This is a genomic window from Lacisediminihabitans changchengi (assembly GCF_016634425.1).
Taxonomy (GTDB): Bacteria; Actinomycetota; Actinomycetes; order Actinomycetales; family Microbacteriaceae; genus Lacisediminihabitans; species Lacisediminihabitans changchengi.
Window position 1 is genome coordinate 333,171 of record NZ_JAEPES010000004.1, and the last position, 25,748, is coordinate 358,918.

At 67.1% G+C, this 25,748-nt stretch carries 17 protein-coding genes; 3 read left to right on the forward strand and 14 right to left on the reverse strand.

Going from position 1 to position 25,748, the window contains the following annotated elements; all coding sequences use genetic code 11:
• From IV501_RS12805 to recQ, 8 genes are all read right to left on the reverse strand, one after another.
• Window positions 1-1,128 carry a DegT/DnrJ/EryC1/StrS family aminotransferase gene (locus tag IV501_RS12805; RefSeq protein ID WP_200556713.1) on the reverse strand — a complete coding sequence of 376 codons (1,128 nt, stop codon included), beginning with the start codon at window positions 1,126-1,128 and terminating at the stop codon, window positions 1-3.
• Window positions 1,125-1,763 (reverse strand): acetyltransferase, encoded by a 639-nt coding sequence (locus IV501_RS12810; protein ID WP_200556714.1) that lies wholly within the window; start codon window positions 1,761-1,763, stop codon window positions 1,125-1,127. The genes IV501_RS12805 and IV501_RS12810 overlap by 4 nt, the downstream gene beginning before the upstream one ends.
• Window positions 1,760-2,911 (reverse strand): DegT/DnrJ/EryC1/StrS family aminotransferase, encoded by a 1,152-nt coding sequence (locus tag IV501_RS12815; protein ID WP_234698522.1) that lies wholly within the window; start codon window positions 2,909-2,911, stop codon window positions 1,760-1,762. The genes IV501_RS12810 and IV501_RS12815 overlap by 4 nt, the downstream gene beginning before the upstream one ends.
• Window positions 2,908-3,903 (reverse strand): SDR family NAD(P)-dependent oxidoreductase, encoded by a 996-nt coding sequence (locus tag IV501_RS12820; RefSeq protein ID WP_200556715.1) that lies wholly within the window; start codon window positions 3,901-3,903, stop codon window positions 2,908-2,910. Before IV501_RS12820 ends, IV501_RS12815 begins: the two co-directional genes overlap by 4 nt.
• A complete protein-coding gene (locus IV501_RS12825; RefSeq protein WP_200556716.1) occupies window positions 3,900-4,964 on the reverse strand; it encodes a Gfo/Idh/MocA family protein in 1,065 nt (354 codons plus the stop codon). The genes IV501_RS12820 and IV501_RS12825 overlap by 4 nt, the downstream gene beginning before the upstream one ends.
• Window positions 4,965-5,026: 62 nt before the next feature.
• Complete coding sequence (locus IV501_RS12830; RefSeq protein WP_200556717.1) at window positions 5,027-9,721, reverse strand: DUF4082 domain-containing protein; 4,695 nt, start codon at window positions 9,719-9,721, stop codon at window positions 5,027-5,029.
• A gap of 126 nt (window positions 9,722-9,847) precedes the next feature.
• Window positions 9,848-10,873 carry a prolyl aminopeptidase gene (gene pip / locus IV501_RS12835; RefSeq protein ID WP_200556718.1) on the reverse strand — a complete coding sequence of 342 codons (1,026 nt, stop codon included), beginning with the start codon at window positions 10,871-10,873 and terminating at the stop codon, window positions 9,848-9,850.
• Between the two features lie 28 nt (window positions 10,874-10,901).
• Complete coding sequence (gene recQ, locus IV501_RS12840; protein ID WP_372430755.1) at window positions 10,902-12,743, reverse strand: DNA helicase RecQ; 1,842 nt, start codon at window positions 12,741-12,743, stop codon at window positions 10,902-10,904.
• 126 nt (window positions 12,744-12,869) lie between these two features.
• On the opposite strand from recQ, the gene IV501_RS12845 reads away from it, so the two are divergent.
• A complete protein-coding gene (locus IV501_RS12845) occupies window positions 12,870-13,793 on the forward strand; it encodes a DMT family transporter (protein WP_307812280.1) in 924 nt (307 codons plus the stop codon).
• Between the two features lie 133 nt (window positions 13,794-13,926).
• On the forward strand, window positions 13,927-15,636 hold the full coding sequence (phoA, locus tag IV501_RS12850) for an alkaline phosphatase (protein ID WP_234698523.1): 1,710 nt from the start codon (window positions 13,927-13,929) through the stop codon (window positions 15,634-15,636).
• A 62-nt stretch (window positions 15,637-15,698) separates the two neighbouring features.
• On the opposite strand, the gene IV501_RS12855 is transcribed toward phoA, so the two are convergent.
• From IV501_RS12855 to IV501_RS12870, 4 genes are all read right to left on the reverse strand, one after another.
• Window positions 15,699-16,559 (reverse strand): aldo/keto reductase, encoded by an 861-nt coding sequence (locus IV501_RS12855; RefSeq protein WP_200556720.1) that lies wholly within the window; start codon window positions 16,557-16,559, stop codon window positions 15,699-15,701.
• Window positions 16,560-16,599: 40 nt separating this feature from the next.
• On the reverse strand, window positions 16,600-17,571 hold the full coding sequence (locus IV501_RS12860; protein ID WP_200556721.1) for an aldo/keto reductase: 972 nt from the start codon (window positions 17,569-17,571) through the stop codon (window positions 16,600-16,602).
• Window positions 17,572-17,645: 74 nt separating this feature from the next.
• Window positions 17,646-18,068, reverse strand: coding sequence for a GNAT family acetyltransferase (locus tag IV501_RS12865; RefSeq protein ID WP_200556722.1), 423 nt, complete (start codon window positions 18,066-18,068; stop codon window positions 17,646-17,648).
• A gap of 173 nt (window positions 18,069-18,241) precedes the next feature.
• Window positions 18,242-20,440, reverse strand: a complete 2,199-nt coding sequence (locus IV501_RS12870; protein WP_200556723.1) for a DEAD/DEAH box helicase — start codon at window positions 20,438-20,440, stop codon at window positions 18,242-18,244.
• A 286-nt stretch (window positions 20,441-20,726) separates the two neighbouring features.
• Between IV501_RS12870 and IV501_RS12875 the strand changes: the two genes are divergently transcribed.
• The gene (locus IV501_RS12875; protein ID WP_200556724.1) at window positions 20,727-21,644 is read left to right on the forward strand and encodes an alpha/beta hydrolase; all 918 of its coding nucleotides are present in this window, start codon (window positions 20,727-20,729) and stop codon (window positions 21,642-21,644) included.
• Here IV501_RS12875 and IV501_RS12880 read toward each other — a convergent pair.
• Together IV501_RS12880 and IV501_RS12885 are read right to left on the reverse strand one after the other, a co-directional pair.
• A complete protein-coding gene (locus tag IV501_RS12880) occupies window positions 21,641-22,120 on the reverse strand; it encodes an NUDIX hydrolase (protein WP_200556725.1) in 480 nt (159 codons plus the stop codon). The two genes, IV501_RS12875 and IV501_RS12880, sit on opposite strands and share 4 nt — an antisense overlap.
• A 392-nt stretch (window positions 22,121-22,512) precedes the next feature.
• Window positions 22,513-25,674, reverse strand: a complete 3,162-nt coding sequence (locus IV501_RS12885) for an efflux RND transporter permease subunit (RefSeq protein ID WP_200556726.1) — start codon at window positions 25,672-25,674, stop codon at window positions 22,513-22,515.
• Window positions 25,675-25,748: the final 74 nt, after the last annotated feature.

Sequence of the window (25,748 nt, forward strand, 5' to 3'; positions counted from 1 at the left end):
TCAGACCGGTAACCCCGCGGAGCTGCGCGCGACGGCGGCGGCAAGCTGCTCGACGACGTACTCCTGCTGCGCCCGCGTGATGTGCGGGAACATCGGAAGCGACAGGATGCGATCAGACGAGTCCTCGGCGATCCGATACGAACCGCGCCCCAGACCGAGTCCCGAGTACGCCTCGGTGAGGTGCAACGGGGTCGGGTAGTGGATGGCTGCGCTGACACCGTGCTCGGCGAGCTCCGTGAGCACACGCTCGCGCTCGTCGACCTGCACCACGTACAGGTGCCATACCGGCACGGTGCCGGCGACCGGTGTTGGCGCGGTGACACCTTCGACGGTGGAGAGCAGGTGCCAGTAATACTCGGCCGCGGCGCGCCGACGCGCATTCCAGTCATCGAGTCGGCGCAGCTTGGCCGAGAGCACCACGGCTTGGATGGCGTCGAGACGGGAGTTGACGCCGATGCGGTCGTGCACGTACTTCGTGGTGCTTCCGTGTGCGCCGAGTGACCGCACTATGTGCGCAAGCTCAGGGTCGTTGGTGGTGACCGCGCCGGCATCCCCTGCTGCCCCCAGGTTCTTGCCCGGGTAGAAGCTGGTGGCAGCGATGGTGCCGAGCGAGCCGGCGCGACCGACGGGAGAGGACGAACCCTGCGCCTGCGCGTTGTCTTCGATCACCGGGATGCCGCTGCCGGCAGTGAGCTGCAGGATGCGCTCGACCGGCGCGACCTGACCGTACAGGTGCACGGGGACGATGGCCTGGGTACGCTGCGTGATGGCCGCGACGACGGCATCCGGGTCGATCAGCAGGTGAACCGGGTCGACATCCACCAGCACCGGAATGGCGCCGATGCGCGAGACCGCTTCTGCGGTCGCGATGAAGGTGTTCGCCGGCAGGATGACCTCTCCGCCGACTTCGACGCCCACCGCGCGAAGGGCGAGCTCGATCGCATCCGTTCCGTTCGCGACGCCGACGGCGTGCTCGACGCCGCAGTATGCCGCGAACTCGCTCTCGAAGTCGTCGACCGGCTGGCCCCCGATGAAGGCGGAGGTGGCGAACAACTGCTGCCACTTCGGCAGCACCTCGTCGGCGATCTCGTTCTGCTGTGACACCAGGTCGAGGAACGGAACCTTCATGCGGCAATCTCCAATCGTCGGGCCGGAACTCCGACCCAGGTCTCCCCTGCGGGAACATCTGTGGTGAGCACGGCCCCCATGCCGAGGGTTGCCCCGGGCCCGATGCGCACATTCTCGCGGACGGATGAATTCATTCCGAGGTATGCGGCCTCCCCGACCGACACCGTACCGCCCAGCACCACACCGGCACAGAGGGTCGCGAAGGAGGAGACCTCGTCGTCGTGGGTGAGGATGACGCCGGGCATCGCCACGACGTGGTCACCGAGGTGCACCCCGGTGGTGAGCACGACATTCGCGAGCAGGATACTGCCCACCCCCACCGTGCAGGTCGGCGGTATCACCACGCTGTCGTCGATGATCGTGGCGAAGTCTTCGGATGCCCGACCGACCTCGGCGAGACGACTCGCGATGGCACGTCGCCCGGCTCCCTTCCCCGCGCAGAGCAGAAGCTGTGCCTGCGGGTAATCGGTCGCGCGCTCGACCGAGCCGAGCACCGGCACGTCGTCGATCACGGTGCCGTGCTTGGTGGCGTCGTCATCGAGAAACCCGATGACGTCGTACTCCCCTCCCCGGCGGATCGCGGCGAGGGCCTCGCGGGCCAGGCCGCTCGCCGCAACGAGGAGGAGGTCTCTCACGCGGGCTCCGGCAGTCGGGCGGCCGCCTTCACGGCATCGATCACGCGGCTCTGCTCCTCATCGGTCATCTGGTGGAAGACCGGAAGGATGAGGGTGTTGTCGGTGAGACGCTCGGTGACGGTGAGGTCGGCATTCCCCGTGTCGACGCCGGCGTATGCCGGTTGACGGTGCGCGGCCATGATGCCGCGGCGGCCGGAGATATCGGCGAGCGCGAGCGACTCGAGCACCTCCTCTCGGGTGGCGCCGAACTCGGGGTGGATCTCCACCCAGTAGGACTGGAAGTTGCTCTCTCCCCAGGCGGGGTCGGCGATCGGGCGCAGACCGGGAACGCCAGCGAGCTCGTCGGAATAGCGTGCGGCGATCTCGCGGCGACGAGCGACGATCTCGGGCAGGCGTCCGAGCTGCACGATGCCGACCGCAGCCTGCATATCGGTCATGCGGTAGTTGTAGCCGACCTCGAGGTACTGCTCCGGCGGAGCCAGAACGCTGGCGGCCCGATCCTTGGCGGAGACGCTCATCGAGTGCTCACGCAGCTGGCGGGCACGGATGGCCCACTCCTCGTTGCTCGTGGTGAGCATGCCGCCCTCACCCGTGGTGAGCAGCTTGCGGGGGTGGAACGACCACGCGGCGATGTCTGCGCCTGCACCGACCGGGCGGCCCTTGTAGCGCGAGCCCGCACCGCAGGCGGCATCTTCGATCACGACGATGCCGCGCGGGTCGAGAAGGGCGCGGATCGAATCGATGTCGACCGGAACCCCGCCCTGGTCGACGATGATGACCGCCGTGGTCTTCTCGGTGAGGGCGAGGCCGAGAGTCTCTGCCGTGACGTTGCCGGTGAGCGGGTCGACATCCGCAAACACGGGACGGGCACCGACATAGGTCGGGGCGTTGGCCGTGGCGATGAACGAGAACGACGGCACGACGACGTCGTCACCACGCTTCACGCCGGCAACCACGAGGGCGAGGTGGAGGGCAGTGGTGCAGTTCGACGTCGCCACCGCGTGCTCGGCCTGCATGGCCTCGGCGAACGCAGCCTCGAAGGCAGCTACCCGGGGGCCCTGGGCGACCCAGCCGGAGGCGATGACCTCGGCAACAGCATCCGCTTCCTCGGTGCCGAGCCACGGCTTCATGACATTGATGCGGCTCATGCGGACACCGGAGTGCGGCCAGCGGCGATCTCCTCGCGCTGCGGGCGCCACCATGCCACCAGTTCACGCAGGCCCTCCTCGAGCCCGACCTGCGACTCGAAGCCGAGGTCGTTGCGGGCCGACGCGGTGTCGGCGAGGCGACGAACGACCCCGTTGACCGCGCGATCGGGCCCATGCTCGACCGAGAGGTCGGAGTCCATGGCGCGGAGCAGCGCCTGGGCGAGACCGAGCAGGCTGGTCTCCTCGCCGGCGGCGACGTTGTAGACGCCGTCGGTGATGTCGCTCTGGGCTGCGAGGATGTTCGCTCGCGCGATATCGGTCGTGTAAACGAAGTCCATGGTCTGGGCGCCGTCGCCGAAGATCAGGGGCGGCTGGCCATCGGCGATCCGCTCCATCCAACGGACGAGCACCTCGGTGTACAGGCCGTGCACGTCCATGCGCGGGCCGTAGACGTTGAAGTAGCGCAGTGCCACGTAATCGAGATCGTTCATCGCGCGGAAGCTGCGCAGCATCCCCTCGCCGAACGACTTGGCTGCGCCGTAGAACGTGTCGTTGTTGTGGTGGTGGTGACGTTCCGTGGTCGGGAACTCCTCGGCCATGCCGTAGACAGAGGCGCTCGACGCGGAGATGACTTTGGAGACCTTGTTCTCGACTGCCGCCTCGAAGATGTTGAACGATCCGTCTACTAGCACCTCGAGGGCCAGGCGCGGCTCCTCGGCGCACTGGGTGATGCGAATCGCGGCCTGGTGGAAGACCAGGTCCTTGCCCTTGACGACGTCGTGAACGAGGTCGCGGTCACGGATGTCTCCGTCGATGACGGTGACCTTCCCCGACGGCATCGCGGTCTCGAGGTTCGCCATGCGACCGCGCACGAAGTTGTCGAGCACGTCTACATGAGCCGCACCCGCCTCCAGCAGCTGGTCGACGATGGTCGATCCGATCGTGCCGGCGCCGCCGGTGACGAGTACATTCGCGCCCTGGATCTGGGTCATCTGGTTACCTCTTCCCGAGCCTCGCTGGACTCCACATTCGTGCTGTTTCCGTGTACTGCCAAGCTCGTGCTCGCCGCCTCGAGCACCGAGAGCACGCGCAGCCCCGCGCGGCCGTCGGTGCGGGCCGGACGGGATCCGCGGATGCTCGCGGCGAACTCCTCCGCCATGGCGGCGAGAGCCTCATGCTCTGGCAGCGCCGGCGACCAGGTGTCACCGAGGCGGTAGGAGATCGTCGAGGCACGACGATCCGCCTCATCGACGGACTGCTGCGCCAGGTCGACGCCGCGATCGTAGATGCTCAGGCGTTGCTGCGGATTGAGGTCATCCCAGACCAGGGTGCGCTTGGTGCCACCGATGATCATGCTGCGGATCTTGGTGGGGCTGAGCCAGTTGACGTGAACGTGCGCCATGGCGCCGCCCTCGAGAGGAAACTGCAGGTATCCGATACAGGCCTTGCCCGCGCCGAGCGGGTCTGCCCCGTGCGCGGAGACGGTGGGCGGAGTGAGACCGCCCGGCAGCACGAAGTCGATGATCGACAGGTCGTGCGGTGCGAGATCCCAGAGCACGTCGACATCCGGCTGGATGAGTCCCAGGTTGATGCGCACCGAGTCGATGAACAGGATGTCGCCGAGGTAGTCCTCGGCGATTAGCTCGCGGATCTTGAGCACGGCGGGCGTGTAGCAGTAGGTGTGGTCTGCCATCAGGGTGAGACCGCGGGATGCCGCCTCCTCGACCATCTCGAGTGCGCGCTCGCGGGTGTCGGCCAGCGGCTTCTCCACCACCACATGCTTGCCCGCACGGAGCGCGGCCATCACGACGGGGTGGTGGGTGCGGGCCGGGGTAGCGACGGCGATCGCGTCGATGTCGTCACGGGCGAGCAGCACGTCGAGGTCAGTCTCGACATCGATGCGTCCCACGCGGTCGGCGAGTTTCTGTGCGCGATCCTGGTCGAGGTCGCAGATCGCGACCAATTCCCAGTCCGGGCTGGTGCTGAAGTTGCGGGCCAGGTTCGGCCCCCAATATCCAGCTCCCACTACGGCGATACGCAGTCGTTGATCCATGGTGTTACCCCCAGTACATTCCAGGCTAAATTCGTTCCAACCACCAGCCCCCAGTAGGTGGGCTACGGCGTGGGGTTGAAGTTGACGTCGACCCAATAGTTGTGGTTCGCGTTGGATTTTGGCGCGGTGGTGCCGTAGACGTAGGCGCCGCCGAGCGTCGTGAGCGTTCCGCTGCTCACCGGGGTCGACAGACCGTTCAGATCGACCGCATAGTGGCCGGTCGGTAGGTAATAGGTAGCGCGGTACTCGGTGTTGGCCGCGATCGCGAGCGGCGTCGCGAACAGCACCGTCTGCCATCCGCCGTCCGTCTCCGAGGTGGCGTCCGCGCTTCCGAGCAGCGTGGTTCCCGACCAGAGGTACACGGTGTGCGTGCCGGTGTTGCCGGCTCCCTTGTAGAAGCGGATGCTCGACACCGTTCCCTTGACCGTCGACGAGAAGCGCACACCCACCTGAACCGGTCCGGGATCTGCCCACGTGGTGTTGGTCGGTGTCGCAGTGGCCGCGAAGAGCGTCGTTCCGGGGTTCGGATCGGTGACCGGGCCAGTCGGGGTGGGGGTCGGCGTCGGCGTCGGCGTCGGGGTGGGGGTCGGCGTCGGCGTCGGGGTGGGTGTCGGCGTCGGCGTCGGGGTGGGTGTCGGCGTCGGCGTCGGGGTGGGTGTCGGCGTCGGCGTCGGGGTGGGTGTCGGCGTCGGCGTCGGGGTGGGTGTCGGCGTCGGCGTCGGGGTGGGGGTGGGGGTCGGGGTCGGGGTCGGCGTCGGGGTCGGCGTCGGCGTCGGCGTCGGGGTCGGGGTCGGCGTCGGCGTTCCGGTCGGTGTCGTAGTCGTCGTTACCGCGAACAGCACGTCGACGAAGTAGTTCGTCGCCTGGAAGGTCGCCACCGGGCGTCCGCCGGACGGGGCGTACAGGTACAGCCCGTTGGTGGTCGCTGCTGCCGTGAGTGGCCCGGTCGTCTTCGCCGACGTGGCGAAGTACTGCCCGGTGCTCGAGTAATGGCCGACCGGCGCGAAGTACGAGACCGTGTACTTCTGGCCTGCGGTCAGCGCGACCGGTGCCGACAGCGTGGCGGTCTGCCATCCGGTCGCGGTCTCATTCGTGAACGTGACGGTGGCCAGCACGGTTCCGGTCGGAGACCACAGATGACCAACGTGCGTTCCCGTGTTGCCCGCTCCCTTGTAGAACCGGATGCCGGTGACCGACCCTGTGACCGACGGGGTGAACGAGACACCCAGTTCTACCGCATCGGAGTCGTTGTTCGACGCCACGCTCGGCGTCTCCGATCCGAAGATCGTCGTCGTCGTCGTGGTCGTGGTCGTGGTATCCACGGTGGTGAACGACCAGGTCATCGCCGACAGGGTTGCGCCGTTCGTCGCGGTCACTCCGGAGAGTGACACAGTGACGACCGCCTTGTTCGGCAGTACTGATGTCGGCGTGAAGGTCAGCGTCTTGCCGTCGGTGGACTTCGTCACGATGCCGGGGATGTTCGTGCCGCCACTGGAGGCGGTAAACGAATACCCGGTGCCGACAGGGGCCGACAGAGTGATCACGACCGCCGAGCTGCGACCCACATCGACTGTCCCGTCGACCGGCGTCTGGCTGATGACGACCAGCTTCGGCACCGTCGGGGCGAAGACCACGTCGACGAGGTAGCTTGCCGAACTGGTCGACCCCGGGAATGCGTCGGCGTAGGAGTACACGGCGCCTTGAGCGGGAACCTGTAGCGGCCCGGTGGTGACGGCTGCGGAGTAGTCGCCCACGTTCACCGAGTAGTACCCGACCGTAGTGCGGTAGCTGGCGACGTACGTCGTTCCGGCTGTCACCGACACGGGAGTGGCGAAGGTGACGGTCTGCCATCCGGCGGTGGACTCCGAGGTGAAGTTCGCCGTCGCGAGGCTGGTTCCGGTGGAAGACCAGAGCGTTCCGACGTGCGTGCCGGTGTTCTTTGGTCCCTTGTAGAACTTGACCGCCGTGATGGTGCCGTCGACGGTGGGGGTGAACTTCACTCCCAGCGTCACAGCAGCAGGGTCATCGGCCTGGAGCGTGCCCGGCGTAGTGCTGTCGCTGTAGAGCGAGCACGGGCAGACGCCGGCGGCAGGCGTGGTAGCCGCCGTGGTGAAGGTGTACGACGTTGTGCCGGAGAGCGCCCCACCGTTGGTCGCTGTGGCCGCGACCGTGACGGTGTAGAGCGTGCCGTTAGCCAGCGCAGCCGTCGGGGTGAACGTGACCGTGCGGCTCGTGGAGTTGTAGCTGCTCGTGCCGGCGACATTCGCCGAGGACGGACCGGTCACCGTAAGCGCTGCAGTCGATGGCGTGACGGCACGGGAGAACTGCGCGGTGATCGGAGCGGTGATCGCATTGCTGGTCGATCCCGCGTATGGGGTCTGGGCAACCACCGTCAATGGCGTCGTGTCGTCGGTGGTGAACAGCGCGTCGACGAAGTAGTTCGCGTTCTCGTAGGAACTCTGCGGGAACTCAGCGTTGGTGTTGTACACGCCCGCCGGTGGCACCCCGAACCCTCCCGCGACCGAAAGCGGGCCCGCCGTCTTTCCGCGGTAGTCCCAGTAGCCAGAGGTCGCCGAGTAATGACCCTTCGGTGCATAGTACGAAACCGTGTACGACGACCCGGCCGACACGGGTACCGCGGTACTGAAGGCTGCGCTCTGCCATCCCGTGGCGGTCTCGTTCGCGAAGGTCACGGTGGCGAGCTGAGTACCCGTCGAGCTCCACAACCTTCCGGTGTGCACCCCGGTGTTCGCAGCGCTCTTGTAGAAACGCACGCCGGTGACGAAGCCGTCGGTGGTGGGGCTGAACTTGAGACCGAGCTCGACCGCCGAGGCGTCTCCGGCATCCGCCACGGCAGGCGCCTCGGCGCCGAACACGCTGTACGGGCCTCCGACGGTATACGTGACGCTGGCCGGGGTCGCCGCGTAGTTCGCGCTGTCGTCGACCGCGCGAATCTTCACGGTCTGTGAGCCGGTTCCCTGCTGGACGAAGGTGTACGACCAGTTGGCCTTGCCCGTGGCGGGATGCCAGGTGGTTCCGCCGTCGGTCGAGACGTTGACGCCGGCGACGACGCCGCCGACATCAGAGGCCGTGCCGGAGACGGTCACCGAGGTTCCGTTCGCAATCGTCGCCCCAGCCTGCGGCGCGGTGATCGTCACGGTGGGCGCGGTCTTGTCGGTGCTCGCCGTCGCCGCTACGAGCGGCGAGGTGATCGTGGTCGCGGTAGCGCCCTGGTCAGCCAGGATGTTGACCTGGGCCTGCTGCATCCGCACGTCGGCGGCTGCTCCGGCACCGTCGTGTTCCTGGTCGAGTCCCCAGGTCCACTGGATGGTTCCGGCGCCGAAGACGAGGGCTCCGCTGGCGGCCCGGTACAGGGTCACATGGTGCGTCGTTGTACCGGCGGCGACGACCGACCCGTAGTCCTGGAGGTACTGCGGAGTCGCGCCGACGGTCGTGGAAAGATCAATGAGGCCGGACGGGCGGAAGCCGTTGTCGAGGTCTTCATCGGACTCGTACCCGATGGTGTGCGGGGCGAGCGCCTGAGTAGAACCTGCCGCGAGCGAGGTCAGCGAGGTGTTGCGCCACAGCCGACTCTTTCCCTCGGCCGCAGACACACTGATCGCCAGGTCGGTGTTGTTCGACATATACATCGTGCCGGTGAGGGAGTTCTCGGGCTGAGCGGCGCCATTGGCCGTGGAGGCGAAGCGCGGGTCGCGCCAGGTGCCCGTCCAGGTCGAGCTTGGATCGATCTTCGCGTTCGACCAGGTCTCTTTGTATGACACGAGGGTGCGATACGCGGTGGCGGAGGTATCGACTGACGCCTCGTAACGGGTGTGCCAGTAGACCTCATTGCCCGACAGGAATTCCATGTTGACCCCGGCGTCCCGCGCCGCCTCGACATTGGCACGCTGCCCGGTCGACCAATACTCGTCGTGACCGACAGAGAGGAAGACACTGTGATTGGTCAGCAGCGAGCCGTAGCGATCGGTATCCACGCCGCTGAAGTAGCTGACGTCATAGCCGTTCTTCTCCAGGAAGCGCACCATCGGGTACTCGTTGGCGAAGTAGAAGTCGCGCCCGCTGTCGTTGCCGCGCGTGACGATCGGCCGGTTGTAGCTGATCTTGTAGGCACGACCATTGGCCGCACCCTGGTAGAAGTCCGAACCGCCGTAGGTGTTGTAGGCCTGCCAGGTGGGGTCGGAGGTCTGGAACAGCACCTGCGAGTGGCTCGAGTCGTCGCGCACGATGAAGGTGATGTGGCTGCGGTCGCCGTTGTCTGCGCGCTGCAGGACGGCGATGTACACGCCAGATACCGCGTCGGAGGGAACGGTCCAGGACGCGGAGACGCCCCAGGTGCCACAGTCGTAGAGCTCGGTCGTCGAGTCGGAGATGCACTGCGGCTGCTTCTGCGGCAGCGTTGCCGACGGCGTGACCGTGGCGATTTTGCGCGCGCCGAGGCCCTGGTAATAGCCCGTGCGGTAGATGTTGATCGAGTACGCCGACGCCGTGGTGTCGATCTTGAAGTCGATCTTCTTGCCGACATTAACGCTGATATCGGTGGAGAAGCCCTGGATGGAGGGGTCGCCTGCGCCAGTGATGTCCCAGTCGTCCGGGTTGGCGCCGGGCTTGCTGTTCTCACACGCGATCAGATTGATCGTCGCGCCACAGGACGAACCGGTCGCGGTCGCCGCGGGTACGACGCCGACGACGATAGTCGAGAGGGCAAGCAATACGGCAGCGCCAATGGCCACTGACATACGGGTAACGCGTCGCTGGCGCGCAAAAATACTGGGTAGCGAGATTCGGGTTCTCACAGTGGCAATAGTGCCACAGCGGAAGTAACCCGACGACCCCCCTTTCGGGGACCGAGTACGTACCCCGTTTTACACGTCAGTGAACCTGGCCTCGTCGACCCGATCCGTCGCGAACCGATCTGTCGCGAATCGATCCGTCGCGAACCGATCTGTCGCGTCAATCGTCGCGGTGAGGATGCCCGGCTCGTCGAAGGCGTGCCCGGCATCCGGCACCATGGTGAACTCCGCCTCCGGCCAGGCACGATGCAGATCCCAGGCGGTGGTCGGCGGCGTGCAGGCGTCGTACCGGCCCTGGATGATCGCGCCCGGGATGTCTCGCAGCCGGTGTGCATCACGGATCAGCTGTCCCTCGTCGAACCACCCGTGGTTGACGAAGTAGTGGTTCTCGATGCGGGCGAAGGCGGTCGCGTAGTGCGGATCGGCGAATACCGCGACGACATCCGGGCGGGGCAGCAGGGTGATGGTCGACGCCTCCCAGGTCGACCACGCGACGGCCGCGGGCCCGTGTACTGCCGGGTCGACATCCGTCAACAGGCGGTGATAGGCGTCGATCAGGCCGCCGGCGCGTTGGTCGACCGGCACCGGCGCGACGAACGACTCCCAGAGGTCGGGAAACAGCTGATGAGCGCCGCCTCCCTCGTAGAACCAGTCGAGCTCGCGTTTGCGCAACGTGAAGATGCCGCGCAGCACCAGCTCGCTCACGCGGTCGGGGTGGGTCTCGGCATAGGCCAGCGCGAGCGCGCTCCCCCACGAACCGCCGAGCACGAGCCAGCGGTCGATTTCCAGGTGCTCGCGCAGACGCTCCAGGTCGGCGACCAGGTGCCAGGTCGTGTTGACGCTCAGGTCCGCATCCGGATCGCTCGCGTGTGGGAGGCTCTTGCCCGAGCCGCGCTGATCGAGGAGCACGATGCGGTAGCGCTCCGGATCGAACAACCGACGGTGCCTCGGGCCGCTCTCCCCGCCTGGCCCACCGTGCAGGAACACCGCGGGCTTGCCCTGGGGATTGCCACTGACCTCCCAGTAGATGCTCTGGCCGTCGCCGACCTCCAGCATTCCTGACTCGAACGGCTCGATTGCTGGGTAGAGATCACGCATTGCCCCAGCCTAGGAGGCCGGACTCTGCCTACGCGGCGCCGACCACCTCGAGGATTGCCTCTCCGTACTTCGCCAGCTTGTTCGCGCCGACGCCGGTCATGGTGCCGAGCACATCGAGGCTGGCCGGGCGGCCCGACGCGATCTCGCGCAGGGTCGCGTCGTGGAACACGACGTAGGCGGGCACGCCCTGCTCCTTCGCCTCAGCCGCGCGCCACGCGCGCAGGGCGTCGAACAGCGGCGTCGCGCCGGCGGGCAGGTCGGCGACGGCGGTGCGACGGGCGCGGGATGCCCGTACCGGGCGCTCCGCCTCGCGCCGCAGCATCACCGCGCGCGAACCGCCGAGCACCGCGGCGCTCGCCTCGGTGGTGAGCAGAGTTCCGAAGCCGTCGCTGTTCACCGCGAGAATGCCCTGGGCGAGCAGCTGGCGCACGACGCCGCGCCACTCCTGCTCGGTGAGCTCGGTGCCGATGCCGAATGTGCTCAGCGAGTCGTGGCGGTTCTGGGTGACCTTCGCGGTCATCCGGCCGAGCAGGATGTCGATGAGCTGCCCGGCGCCGTAGCGCTGATTACGTTCGCGCTGCAGCCTGACCACGGTGGAGAGCAGCTTCTGCGCGGGGATCGTGCCGTCCCACGCCTCGGGCGGCGACAGGCAGGTGTCGCAGTTGCCACACGGCGTTGAAGTCTCGCCGAAGTAGGCGAGCAACTGCACCCGGCGGCACTCGACCGTCTCGCAAAGTGCCAGCATGGCGTCGAGGTGCATGCCGAGGCGGCGGCGGTGCTCGGCGTCGCCCTCGGACTGGTCGATCATGCGGCGCTGCTGCATCACGTCTTGCAGGCCGTAGGCGAGCCACGCGGTGGAGGGCAGACCATCACGACCGGCGCGACCGGTCTCCTGGTAGTAGCCCTCGACCGACTTGGGCAGATCGAGGTGCATGACGAAGCGCACGTCCGGCTTGTCGATACCCATACCGAAGGCGATGGTGGCGACCATGACGATGCCGTCTTCACGCAGGAACCGCGACTGGTTGGCCGCGCGCACCCGGGTGTCGAGACCGGCGTGGTACGGCAGCGCGGGGATGCCACTCTGACTAAGGAAGTCGGCCGTCTGTTCTACCGACTTGCGCGACAGGCAGTACACGATTCCCGCATCGCCCGCGTGCTCGCTGCGCAGCAGTTCGAGCAGCTGCTGTTGGGGTGCGTTCTTCGGCGCGATCCGGTACTGGATGTTCGGCCGGTCGAAGCTTGCGACGAAGTGCTTGGCGTCGGCCAGCTGGAGTCGCTTCTGAATCTCGAGGTGGGTCTGCTCGGTCGCCGTCGCGGTGAGGGCGATGCGCGGCACGGCCGGCCAGCGCTCGTGCAGCATCGACAACTGCAGGTAGTCGGGGCGGAAGTCGTGACCCCACTGCGACACGCAGTGCGCCTCGTCGATGGCGAACAACGAGATGGTGCCGCGGTCGAGTAGATCGGCGGTGGAGGAGACGCGCAACCGCTCGGGCGCGAGGTAGAGCAGGTCGAGCTCCCCCTCGAGGAACGCGCGCTCGACGCGCTGGCGCTCGCCGGCATCTTGGGTGGAGTTGAGGAACGCCGCACGCACGCCGACGGCGGAGAGGGCATCCACCTGGTCTTGCATCAGGGCGATCAGCGGCGAGATGACCACGCCGGTGCCCTCGCGCACGAGTGCGGGAATCTGGTAGCAGAGCGACTTGCCGCCACCGGTCGGCATGAGCACGAGGGCGTCTCCGCCGTCGACGACCTGCTGGATGATCGCGGCCTGATTGCCGCGGAACGACTCGTAGCCGAACACGGTGTGCAGTGCCTCGGCGGCGCTGGCATAGCTCGGAGCCGCGGCCTTCACCGCGGCGACGGACACGACCTCCCGGTCGGGCGGGGGTGGCGGAGCGTCCCAATCATCGGGAGCATCCGAGTCATCGGGCGGGACGAGGTCATCCGGATCCCAGTCCGCGTCCGCATTCCAACTCACCTGGCGAGTCTAATCGTGACCACCGACGGCCCGGCCGGCCGCGGCCGCCATGGGGATAACCGCTACGGTATCGGGATGCTGGCAGTCGCAATCGGTGTGCTCGCTGCCCTCGTCTACGGTAGCGCGGACTTCATCGGCGGCATCGCGTCGAAGCGCATCAGCCCGGTGCGGGTGACCGCGATCGGCGGGCTATCCGGCCTGGTGGTGCTGCTTCTGCTCCTCCCGCTCGTCGGAGGCGCGTGGTCCTCGCAGGCCGTGATGCTCGGCGCCCTTTCCGGAGTGAGCGGCGCAATCGGCGTCGCCCTGCTCTATGCCTGCCTCGCGATCGGTCCGATGAGCATCCTGTCGCCGCTCACTGCCGTGGTGTCGGCGATCGTGCCTGTGCTTGCCGGCGCGATCCGCGGCGAGCGCCTCAACCTGCTCGGATACGTCGCGATCGGCATCGCGCTCGTCGCCGTCGTGCTGGTCGGCTTCGTGCCGGAGAAGGGGGCGCTGCGGCCCTCCGGTCGAGCTCTGCTCATGGCCGTCGGCGCGGGCGCGTTCATCGGCGGCTTCCTGATCATCATCGACCTGACGCCCGACGATTCCGGCCTGGCGCCGTTGGTGACCAGCCGCGCTGCCAACGCGGTGATCATGTTCGCTGCGGTCGGCATCCTGGCTCTGATGGCCCGACGTCGCGGGACCGCCCCGACGCGGCCGAGCTGGCGGCCCGGCCTCCGTCTCGCCGTCATCGGAGGAGTGGTGGATGCCTCGGCCAACGCCCTGCTACTGCTCGGTTTACGGCTGGGCGAACTCACCATCCAGTCGGTACTCACGGCGCTCTACCCGGCCGGCACGATCATCCTGGCTGCGGTGATCCTGCGCGAGCGCATCGCTCCGGTGCAGATCATCGGACTCGTGTTGGCCCTGGTCGCGGCCGCACTGCTGGCGCTGGCCTGATCCACTCCGTCTACCACCCTAACGAGGGACACCGTTTGGCCCCATGGCCCCTCACGTTCACCCGGTGTTGGTCGGATCCCCTTTGTCTAGGTGCGGTAGCACTCTCGCACCCGTTGACCACAGGAGCATTCCCATGACTCGAACACCCCTGTTTCGTTCCCCCTCACGACGCCGGCGCGTCTTCGCCATCGGCGCCATCATCGCCGCCGCCACCATCGTGGTCCCCACCGCCGCCAACGCGGCCGTCAACCTCGCTCTGAGCGACAACGGTGGCGCCGTGCGCAACACCGGCGACAAGACCCAGGAAGTGCGCTCGGCCATCAACGGCAACGCCGCCAAGAACGTCATCCTCCTCATCGGCGACGGCATGGGAGACTCCGAGATCACGGTAGCCCGCGACTATCAGTACGGTGCCGCCGGCCGATTCCCGGGCATCGACGCTCTGCCGCTGACCGGTCAGTACACGACCTACTCGCTCTACAAAGACGGCGTCAACAAGGGAAAGCCCGACTACGTTCCGGACTCAGCCGCCACCGGCAGCGCATGGTCGACGGGCACCAAGACCTACGACAACGCCATCTCGGTCGACATCAACGGCAAGCCGCAGCAGACGCTCATCGAGATCGCCAAGGCGAACGGCTTCAAGACCGGCAACGTCAGCACCGCAGAGATTCAGGATGCGACGCCGGCCGTCGAGGTCGCCCACGTCGCCTCGCGCAGCTGCTACGGCCCCGACACGGTAGCCTGCGGCGCCGACGCGCTGGCAGCGGGCGGTCTCGGATCGATTAGCGAGCAGCTGATCGGCACGCGCCCCGACGTCACCCTCGGCGGTGGCTCCACCACGTTCGAGCAGACGGCGAAGGCCGGCCAGTGGCAGGGCAAGACACTGTTTCAGCAGGCCAAGGATCGCGGTTACCAGGTCGTGACGGATGCTGCCGGTCTCAAGAACGTGCGCGCAGCAGACCAGACGTCGCCAGTGCTGGGCCTCTTCACCCCCGGCAACTTCCCCACACGGTACGCGCCTACGACCGCCACCATCGGTGGGGCGGACGCGGCTCCGGTCACCTGCCAGCCGAACCCGGATCGCCTGAGCACCGACCTGTCTCTGGCCTCCCTCACCACCAAGGCCATCTCGCTGCTGCAGAACAAGCAGGGAGGCAAGGGCTTCTTCTTGCAGGTCGAGGGGGCGAGCATCGACAAGCGCGATCACTCGGCCGATGCTTGTGGCCAGATCGGCGAGACCGTCGACCTCGATGAGGCAGTGCAGGCCGCGCTGGCGTTCGCCAAGAAAGACGGCAACACCCTCGTGATCGTCACCGCCGACCACGCCCACACCAGCCAGATCGTCGACAGCACCCCGCCGACGTCGCTGAGCACCGCCCTCACCACCAAGGACGGCACCACGCTCAAGGTTTCCTACGGCACCTCCGCGGCGGGCGGCTCACAGCAGCACACCGGTACCCAGCTTCGTATTGCGGGCTTCGGCCCTGGGGCCGCGAACGTGGTCGGACTCACCGACCAGACGGACAACTTCTTCACCATGGCCAACGCCCTGCGCCTCGACCGCAACACGGCGGCGCTGAGCAACCAGGCTCGGGCCAGCGTCGCGCGCGGCACCGTTCGCGCCGGCGACACGGTGACCGTTTCGGCGAAGCGATTCACCGGTGACCGCCAGGTATCCGCGACCGTGCGTCCGGGTGCGATCGACCTCGGCCAGAAGGACGTCATCGACGGCGCCCTGGAGTTCTCCTTCGACGCGCCCACCAAGGCGGGAAGCTACTCGGTCACTCTGACGGGAGCGCAGTCCGGCCACACCGAGACGGTGACGTTCTCGGTCCGCTAGGTACACAAAGCGAAACGCCCGCCCCTCGTGGGGCGGGCGTTTCGTCGTTCACACGGCAGTGCTCAGGCTGCGTCGAGCTGCGCGATCTCCTCCGGCGTCAGCTCCACATCCACGGCCTGCACCGAGTTACGGATGCTCTCCGGGCGCGACGCACCGGGGATCGGGATGACCCGAGGCGACTTGGACAGGTGCCAGGCGAGGCTGACCACCTGCGGGGTCAGCCCGCGGTCGTCGGCGATCTTCTTGAACGGGGCGAACCGGTCGCCGAGCTGCCCGGCCGCCGAGATACCACCGAGCGGGCTCCAGGGCAGAAACGCGATGCCGAGTTCGTCGCTGAGTACCAGTTCCGGCTCGCTCGAGCGATACGCGGGCGAGAACTGGTTCTGTACCGACACAAGCCGACCGCCCAACACCTCCTGGGCCACACGGATCTGCTCCGGGTTGGCGTTGGAGATGCCGGCCATGCGGATCTTGCCTTCGTCGAGCAGGTCGCGGATGGCGCCGACCGAGTCTTCATACGGCACCTTCACGTCGGGGCGGTGCAGCTGATACAGGCCGATCGCGTCGACGCCCAGTCGTTTCAGCGATGCCTCGGCCGCCTCTTTCAGGTGTTTCGGGCTGCTGTCGATCGTCCACGAGCCGTCCCCGGGGCGAAGGTGGCCGCCCTTGGTCGCGATCAACACCTGTGAGGTGTCGCCGCCGTACGAGGCCACGGCCTTCGCGATCAGCGACTCGTTGTGTCCCACCTCGCCGGCGTCGCGATGATAGGCGTCGGCCGTGTCGAAGAAGGTCACGCCCTCCTCGAGAGCCGCGTGGATGGTGGCGATGGAGCGCTGCTCGTCTGGTCGACCCTCGATCGACATGGGCATGCCGCCGAGTCCGATTGCGCTGACGGTGACGTCGCCGATGGTGCGTGTTTTCATGGTGTCTCTTTCGTTTCGCGAGTGTAGGTGGGGTGAGCGGTCACCAGGCGTAGTGCTCTGGTGCCGTCTTGTGGCCGGGGAAGATCTCGTCGAGTCGGGCGAGAGCGGCAGCATCCAGAGTCACGCCCAGGGCGCGGATGCCGGCGTCCAGCTGCTCTTGCGTGCGCGGTCCGATGATCGGCGCGGTCACCGCGGGCTGGTGCAGCAGCCAGGCCAGGCCCACATCTCCCGGCTCGCGTCCGAGCTCCTCGGCGAAGTCCTCATACGCCTCGATCGCCTCGCGATGGGTCTCGAGCGCCTCCTTCGCGCGGCCCTCGAGCCGGCGCTTGCCGTCGCGCTCCTTGCGTACGACGCCGCCGAGCAGCCCGCCCTGCAGCGGCGACCACGGAATGATGCCGAGGCCGTTCGCCTGCGCGGCCGGGATGACCTCGAGCTCGATGTCCCGCGTGAGCAGGTTGTAGATCGACTGCTCACTCACCAGCCCCGAGTAATTGCGCTTGCGGGCGGCCTCCTGGGCGGTCGCGATGTGCCAGCCGGCAAAATTGCTGCTGCCGGCATACAGGACCTTGCCCTGCCCGACCGCGGTCTCCATCGCCTGCCAGATCTCGTCCCACAGGGTCTCCCGGTCGACGTGATGGAACTGATAGAGGTCGACGTAGTCGGTCTGCAGGCGCTGAAGCGAGGCATCCAGCGCCAGACGGATGTTGCGGGCCGACAGCTTGCCATCGTTCGGCCAGTCCGTCATGTCGCCGTAGACCTTGGTGGCGAGCACCACCTTGTCGCGGCGGCCGCCGCCCTGGGCGAACCAGTTGCCGACGATCGTCTCGGTGGCGCCCTTACCGAGTTCGCCGCCGTAGACGTTGGCGGTGTCGAAGAAGTTGATGCCCTGGTCGAGGGCCGAATCCATGATCGAGTGGGAGTCGGGTTCCGGCGTCTGCGGACCGAAGTTCATGGTGCCGAGGCACAGGCGCGAAACGGTGAGGCCGGAGCGGCCGAGGTGTGTGTAGTCCATTGACCCCAGGGTGGCCTCGAGAACGGCCCTTGTCTAGCTCTCGTCGCCTAGCTTCGTCGTCTAGCTTTCATCGTCTAGCTTTCATCCAAGATGAGTCGCTTACCCATGGTCTCGGCCTGCTCCTGGCCGTACGCGAGGCCGCGATAGAAGCCGATCACCCGCTTGTTGTCGGAGCGGATCATCACGTGGATCTTCGGACATCCGAGCTCCGCCAGCAGCCGCTCGGCCTCGGCCATGAGGGCGTGACCGAAGCCATTGCCCTGCTGCGCCGGGTCGACCGCGAGGTAGTACACCGACCCGCGGTGCCCGTCGTAGCCGACCATCGCGCTGCCGACGACTGCACCGCCCAGCTCGCTGATTAGGAACAGCTCCGGCTGCACGGCGAGCTTGCGACGGATGTCCGCGCGCGGATCGTTCCACGGACGCACCAGGCCCGCCGCACTCCAGAGGGCAACCACGGCATCGGTGTCGGACTCGCGGAACGGGCGGATGAGCATCCGTCCACTGTATGCGCCAGGCCCACCGCCCTGCCTCATAACCACGTTTGCCCGAATCTGCAGGTTTGGAGGGTCTGAAACCTGCATTTTCGGGCAAACGTGGGTGGCTGGGACCTCAGAGACGACGAAGGGCGCCCACCCCGGAGGGTGAGCGCCCGTCGTTGCGGAACTGGTTACAGCGCGGCGAGCGTGCTGATCACGCTGTCGCCGGGAGCGGCTGGCTCGATCTGCGCCTTGATCTCGGCGCGACCCAGCAGCTCGTCCATGCGACGACGACGTGCACGCGAGATGAGCGTGACGACGGTGCCCTGCTTGCCCGCGCGGCCGGTACGGCCGGAGCGGTGCAGGTAGGTCTTGTACTCGTCGGGTGCGTCGGCCTGAATCACGAGGCTGATGTCATCCACGTGGATGCCGCGGGCCGCGACATCCGTTGCCACCAACACGTTGACCCGGCCGCTGGTGAGCAGCTGGAGGTTGCGCGTGCGGCGGGACTGGTTGAGGTCACCGTGCAGGGAGGTGGCCGGGATGCCGGCGTCCTCGAGCTGGTCGGCCAGCTGCTCGGCGAAGGCACGGGTGCGGGCGAAGATCAGCGTCTTGCCCTCGCCACCGGCGAGCTCCTCGATGATGCGACCCTTGTCGCGCTGCTCGATGAGCAGAACGCGGTGGTCGATGGTCGACGACGCCTGGTCCTCACCGGCGACCTCGTGAACCGACGGGTTCTTGAGGTACTGGTTGACGAGGGTGGCGACACCCTTGTCGAGCGTGGCGGAGAACAGCAGCTTCTGACCGCCCTTCTTGGTCTCGTCCAGGATGCGCTGCACCGGCTCGAGGAAGCCGAGGTCGCACATGTGGTCGGCCTCGTCGAGCACGGTGATCATGACTTCGGAGAGGTCGAGGCGACCCTGCTCCACGAGGTCTTCGACGCGACCCGGCGTGGCGATGACGATGTCGACACCGCGCTGGAGCGTGGAGACCTGCTTGAACTGGGGCACGCCACCGACGATGGTCGTGGTGAACAGGCCGACGCTGCGGGCGATCGGCTGCACGGTGCGGTCGATCTGCATGGCGAGTTCGCGGGTCGGGGCGAGGATCAGCGCACGGGGCTTGCGGCCCGGCTTGCGGTTCTTGCCACCCTCGTTCTCCATGAGGCGCTCGACGAGCGGTGCGCCGAAGGCGATGGTCTTGCCGGAGCCGGTCTTGCCACGGCCGAGCACGTCCTTGCCGGACAGCACGTCGGGGATGGTCGCAGCCTGGATCGGGAACGGGGTCTCGGCGCCCATCGCCGTGAGCTGGCGAGTCATGTTGTCGCCGATGCCGAGGTCTTTCCAGGTCTTGCCCACGGCGTCATCGGCCGTGATGGTCTTGGCCTCGAGGCGCTCGAGCACGACGTCTTCGTGCGCCGCGAACGACGCCGACTTCGTGTCGTGCTTCGCGGGGTAGTAGTCGCTGTCACGACGCGGCGCGCGGTCATCGAAGGAACGCGCGGGACGCTCCGTGCGGGCCGGGCGGTCACCGTACGACGGACGCTCCGTGCGGGCCGGACGGTCGCTGAACGACGGACGCTCCGTGCGGGCCGGACGGTCGCCGTACGAGGGACGCTCCGTGCGGGCCGGACGGTCACCGTACGACGGACGCTCGGTGCGGGCCGGGCGGTCGTCATATGAGCGGGCCGGACGGTCACCGTACGACGGACGCTCGGTGCGAGGCGCACGGTCGTTGGTGGCCGGGCGGTCACCGTACGAGGGACGCTCGGCACGGGCCGGGCGGTCGCCGTAAGCCGGACGCTCTGAGCGCTGCGGGCGGTCACCGTAAGAGGGACGCTCCGTGCGAGCCGGACGGTCGTTGTACGAGGGACGTTCGGTGCGGGCCGGACGGTCGCCGTAGGAGGGACGCTCGGTACGGGCCGGACGGTCGTTGTATGAGGAACGCTCGCCGCGCTGCGGGCGGTCACCATAGGAGGGACGCTCGGTGCGGGCGGGGCGGTCGTTGTAGGACGGGCGCTCGGTGCGAGCCGGGCGGTCACCATAGGAGGGACGCTCGGTGCGGGCGGGGCGGTCGTTGTAGGACGGGCGCTCGGTGCGGCCGTATGCGGGACGCTCGGTGCGCTGGGCACGGTCACCGTACGAGGGACGCTCGGAGCGGCCGGTCGTCGGGCGCTCGGCGCGCGGCTCCCAGTTGGGGCGGCGGTCGGTGGAGGCCGGGCGGTCGCCGGTGCGAGCGGCGCGGTCATCCTGCGTCCAGCGCTTCTTGGCCGGGGCAGCGTCACCGTGGAAACCGCGGTGGCCTTCGCTGCGGCTGCCGGTCTTGGGAGCGCCGGTGTTGTACTTCTTGGTCGGTCGGCCCGAGGCCGCCTTATTGTCGAAATTAGGCATAGGTGTTTTCCGGGTTGTGTTTAGTTGCATGGCAGCGCGCAACCAACAAGCAGCGCTTCTGCTGGAACCCGGGCAGTCTTTGGCCAGGACCGTTCACATACGTGATTGTTCCCTTTGTGAACCAAGGAGTAGTTGGTCCACGTTCTGCATGCGCGTTGTTATGTGCACTTCGCAGAGGGAAACCGGCCCGAAAGACTTACAAACCCATTCGCAAGATTTCGCGATGTCTAGAGCCGACTGGACTACGTTACCTGATATCGCGCCTATTTGCACGGGGATGGGGAAAGTGCGCAGACGTCTCCTTGCGGCCGTGACCGGCGCGATGATCACCCTCGCTCTGGTCGGATGCTCCGCCGGCCGCAGCACGCCGTCGCAGGAGAGCGTCACCATTCCGCAACCCGCGTATCCGCAGTTCAAGACCTACCCATCGGTGCTGGTGAAGGAGAACGTCACCTTCCGCCGCGACGGCGAACGTCGCGAGCGGCTCAACGTCTGCCAACCGCAGAAGAAAAGCGACGGCGACCGCGCCGGCATCGTTCTCGTGCACGGCGGGAGCTGGCGAGCGGGAGACAAGAGCAGCCCCGAATACAACAGCGTCTGCCAATGGCTCGCTTCGGCCGGTTTCGTGGTGTTTTCCCTCGACTACCGCCTCGCGCCCGAGTTCCCGTTTCCCGATGGGCTTGACGACGTGAAGGCCGCCGTGCGGTGGGTGCGAAGCCATGCCGACGACTACTCGGTCGACCCCGCGCGCATCGGCGCGATGGGCGGCTCTGCGGGCGGAAACCTGGTTTCGATGCTCGGCACGGCAGGTCACGGAAGCCGCGCCGCAGGTGCCCGAGTCGCCGCCGTCGCTGAGCTCAGCGGTCCGGCCGACCTCACCACGAAAGGCGCGGAGCTGCCGAACTTCATCCCGCTGCAGCTGGCTTACCTGAAGTGCGAAAAGCTCTCCGACTGCGCGTCCGCGAGAAAGGCGTCGCCGATCTACCAGGTGGATGTCACCGACCCGCCGTTCTTCGTCGGCCACTCGCTCAACGAGCGCATCCCGCTCTCCCAGAGTGAGGCGTTCGTTAAGGAACTGCGCGCGCACGGCGTCTCGACCACCTTCGTCACCGTGCGCGGCTCACTGCATTCGATCGCGATGCTCGGGCCGAACATGAAGAAGCGCATCGTCGCGTTCTTCCACGAGCACCTCGACCCAATTTAGCTGATGAACCGCGCGGCGTCCCCTCCGGTCGCCGCGACCTCGATCCGGCCCCGCATGTCGTCGGACATCTCGGGCAGGGCATCTAGCGGGTACCAGGCCGCCGCGGTGTTCTCGCCGTCAGCAGGAAACGGCTCCCCCGACACGTAGCTGCAGCGGAAGACCAGGTCGAGGTACCGCGATCTGTCGCCGTTGGAGTAGACGACCAGCGGGATGGTCTGCACTGCGCTGAGCAGGTCGGCCCGGGCGACGATATCCGCTTCCTCGAGCACCTCGCGCACCGCCGCCACCGCGGGCTCCTCGCCCGGGTCGACGATGCCGGTCACCGGCGTCCAGGCGCCACTGTCGGCGCGCTTCACCAGCAGCACCTCGCGCCCGGCTGGCGCGTCCCGCAGCACGACGGCGGTGACGCCCGAGAGCCACAGCTCGTCGTGCCCGATCTTCTCGCGCAGGGCCAGGACGAAGTCGGGGGTGGGCATGCGCCAACCCTAGCCAGCGCCCGCCGAGTCTTCACAAACGGCGGTTCGTTTCGCAACCACGCGCCGTTTGTGAAGACGCGGTGTACGCGGTGTACTCGGTGCGGCGTCGGCGATCTCCCGCGAGTTGTCATTGATCGACGTTTCAGATCGCGAATGAGGTCGATCTGTGACAACTCGTTAGTGGCAGTACCCGTCCGGAGCCGTTATTCAGGAGGTGCTGAACAACGGTCTCCCGAGCGTGATGAGTTGCGCAGAGCGCATCGAGTGCCGTTTGTGCGGTCCGGAAATCCACCAACAGCACGAAATGGCATCTCGACGTGCGCGGGCATCCGTTCTGCAGGAACTCCTGCAGAACGGAGTGCGAACCCCGACCGCTACGCCCGGGGCCGGGGCTACGCGGTGGGCGGCGGGAAGTCCGCTGCCGGGGCCGTGGTCGGGGCGGGCAGCGCCGCCAGCTCGCGCGCGGCGCGGCGGTCGTCACGCCGTTCCTTCGCGCCCTCCACCAGGTAGTAGAGCACCGGCAGCACGATCAGGGTGAGGAGAGTGGATGACACCAGCCCACCGATCACGACGATGGCGAGTGGCTGCGAGATGAAGCCGCCATGCCCGGTCAGCCCGACGCCGAGCGGGATCAGCGCGCCGATCGTCGCGAGCGCCGTCATGAGAATCGGACGAAGTCTGCGCGAGGCACCGTGCGTGATCGCGTCGGCCACCTTCATGCCGCGCCGCCGGTACTGGTTGATCAGGTCGACCAGCACGATCGCGTTGGTGACCACGATGCCGATCAGCATCAGCACACCGATCAGCGAGGCGACACCGAGCGGGATGCCCGAGATCACCTGCAGCAGGATGGCGCCGGTGGCCGCGAACGGCACCGACACGAGCAGCAGCAGCGGCTGGCGCAGGCTCTTGAATGTCGCGACCATCACCACGTAGACGATGAGTATGGCGGCCAGCAAGGCGAGACCGAGCTGCCCGAACGAGTCGCTCTGCTGCGAGGTGACCCCGCCGAGAGTCGCGTCGGCACTCGACGGAAGCTTCGCCTTGGCGACCGCGGCCGCGACCTCGGCCGAAGCGCTTCCGGTGTTGTCGGTGCCTGGCGTGACGGTGATGGTCGCGCTGCGCAGCCCCTTGATCGTGGTGACGCTCGACGGGCCCTTGACGGTGCTGACGGTCGCCAGGTCGCTGAGCGACTTCGGCCCGGTGACGGTGGGAATGCTGAAGTCCTTCAGCTCCTGGATCGACAGTGGTGCGCTCGAGTTGGCCACATAGATCGACAGCGTCTTCTCGTCGATCACGATGGAACCGGTAGCGCTCGGGTTCATCGCCTGGGTGACGATGCCGCCGACCTGGGTCTCGGTGAGTCCGGCCGCTGCGGCCTTGGCGCGGTCGATCTGCACCGCGATGTAGGGCAGCGATGCCGACAGGTTGCTGTTCGCGGCGGAGACGACGGAGAGGCCCTTGACTTTGTCGAGGATCGCGCTGGAGGCCTTCGCGAGGTCTGCCTGGCTGCCGGCGGTGATGTCCACCTCGATGTTGCTCGAAGCGAACCCCGACTGGGCGCCCGCGACGACGATGTCGCCTTCGCCGGTGATCTTCTTCAGCTCCCTGGTGATGGTGTTCTGCAGCTTCTCCTGGTCGGCATCGGGGTCGGTGGTCACCGAGTACGTTGTCGCCCCGCCGCCGGAGAACGCCGAGCGCAGTGCGCTGCCGCCGGAGCCGATAGTGAGGAGCACCGTATCGACGCCCGAGATGTCGCGCAGGGACTTTTCGACGGAGTCTGACGCGGCATCCTGCGCCTCGAGGCTGGTGCCGAGCGGGAGCGTCTGCGTCACCGTGACGGTGTTCTGGCCGCTGTTGCCGATGAAGTTGGTCTTGAGTCCGGTCGCGGCGACGCCGGAGCCGAGCAGGATGACGATGGCACCGATCAACACGATGGCCGGGAACTTCAGAGTCCAACGGATGACCGGCAGGTAGACCTTCTGCAGTCGCGTCGGGGTCTCCAGCTCATCCGCCTGGTCCGCGGTAACGAGCTCGGTACCTGCATGCTTGTGGCCCTGCTTTTTGCGGCTCTGTTTGGAGCGGCCGAGGAACCAGTACGCGAGAACCGGCACGATGGTGAGCGAGACGAACAGCGACGCGGCGAGCGCCATCGCCACGGTGAGCGCGAACGGCCGGAACAGCTCACCGGTGAGCCCGCCGACGAGCGCGATCGGCAGGAACACGGCCACCGTGGTGACCGTGGAGGCGGTGACCGCCGTAGCGACCTCGCGTACACCGGTGAGGATGGCCGCGAGTTTTTCTTCGCCCAGGGCCAGATGCCTCTTGATGTTCTCGATCACGACGATCGAGTCGTCGACCACGCGTCCGACGGCGATGGTGAGGGCGGCCAGCGTGATGATGTTGAGCGTGTAGCCGGAGGCGTTCATGCCGATGAAGGTGATGAGCACCGACAGCGGGATCGACACCGCGGCGACCAGCGTCGAGCGGAACGAGAACAGGAAGACGAAGATGATGATCACGGCGAAGACGAGGCCGAGCAGGCCCTCCTGCGCCAGGCTGTCGATCGACTGGGTGATCGAGGGCGCCTGATCGGAGACCACCGTCAGTTTCGTGTTGTTTCCGAGCTGCTTCTCCAGGGTCGGGATGTCTGCGCGCACGAGTTTGGACACCTCGACGGTGTTGCCCGCGGCGGTCTTCGTGATGCTCAGGGTGACGGCATCCTTGCCGTTGACGCGGGAGTAGCCGGCGATCGGGTCGTCGACGATGGCGACCTTCGCGACGTCGCCGATGGTCGGTGCGACCTCGCTCCGGCCGCCAAGCACCGGCAGTGCTTCGAGTTCGGCGACCGAGGTGAGCTTCTCGCCGGACTGCACGGTGAGGGTCTTGCCGTCTTCGGTGATCGAGCCACTCGCCAGCAGGGTGCCGTTGGCGCCGAGGGCGGTCTTGATCGCCTGGATGCTGAGGCCGTCCGCAAGGAGGGTGTCGGCATCCGGGGTGATGGTCACCCGCTGGGATGCAGCGCCGAGCAGGCTGACGTCGCTGACCCCGTTGAGCTGCTTCAGATCGGTGACGGTGAGAGACGAGAGCTTGGAAGCGAGGTCGTGCTTGTCGAGGTCGCTGGTGACGGCGAGCTGCACGACCGGGAAGTCGCTGAGGCTGAACGTGATGACCTGGGGCGTGACGCCGTCGGGCAGTCGGCTGGAGATGCGGTCGAGGGCGAGCTGAACCTTCTGCTCGGAGGTGGCGATGTCGGTTCCGTATTCGAACGAGGCGGTGACCGTCGATGCGGACGTGTTCGACGTCGCGGTCGTGCTGTCGAGGTGCTCGATGCCCTGGATTGCGCTCTCGATCGGCGTACTCACGTCGGTGTTCACGACGTCGGGTGATGCGCCCGGGTAGCCGGTGACGATGAACACCGATGGCAAGGAGAGCGAGGGGATGAGCTCCTGCTTGAGCGAGGCGAGGGAGATGCCGCCGAACACGGCGATCACGACCGAGATCAGGGCGATGAGCGAGCGGTTGCGCAGGCTGAAGACAGAAAACAGGTGCACGTGACTCTCCTGGTGCTGCGGCGGTGGGTGGCAGGGTGCGATAGCGCACGACGCCGTGCCTCTCGCCCAGTATC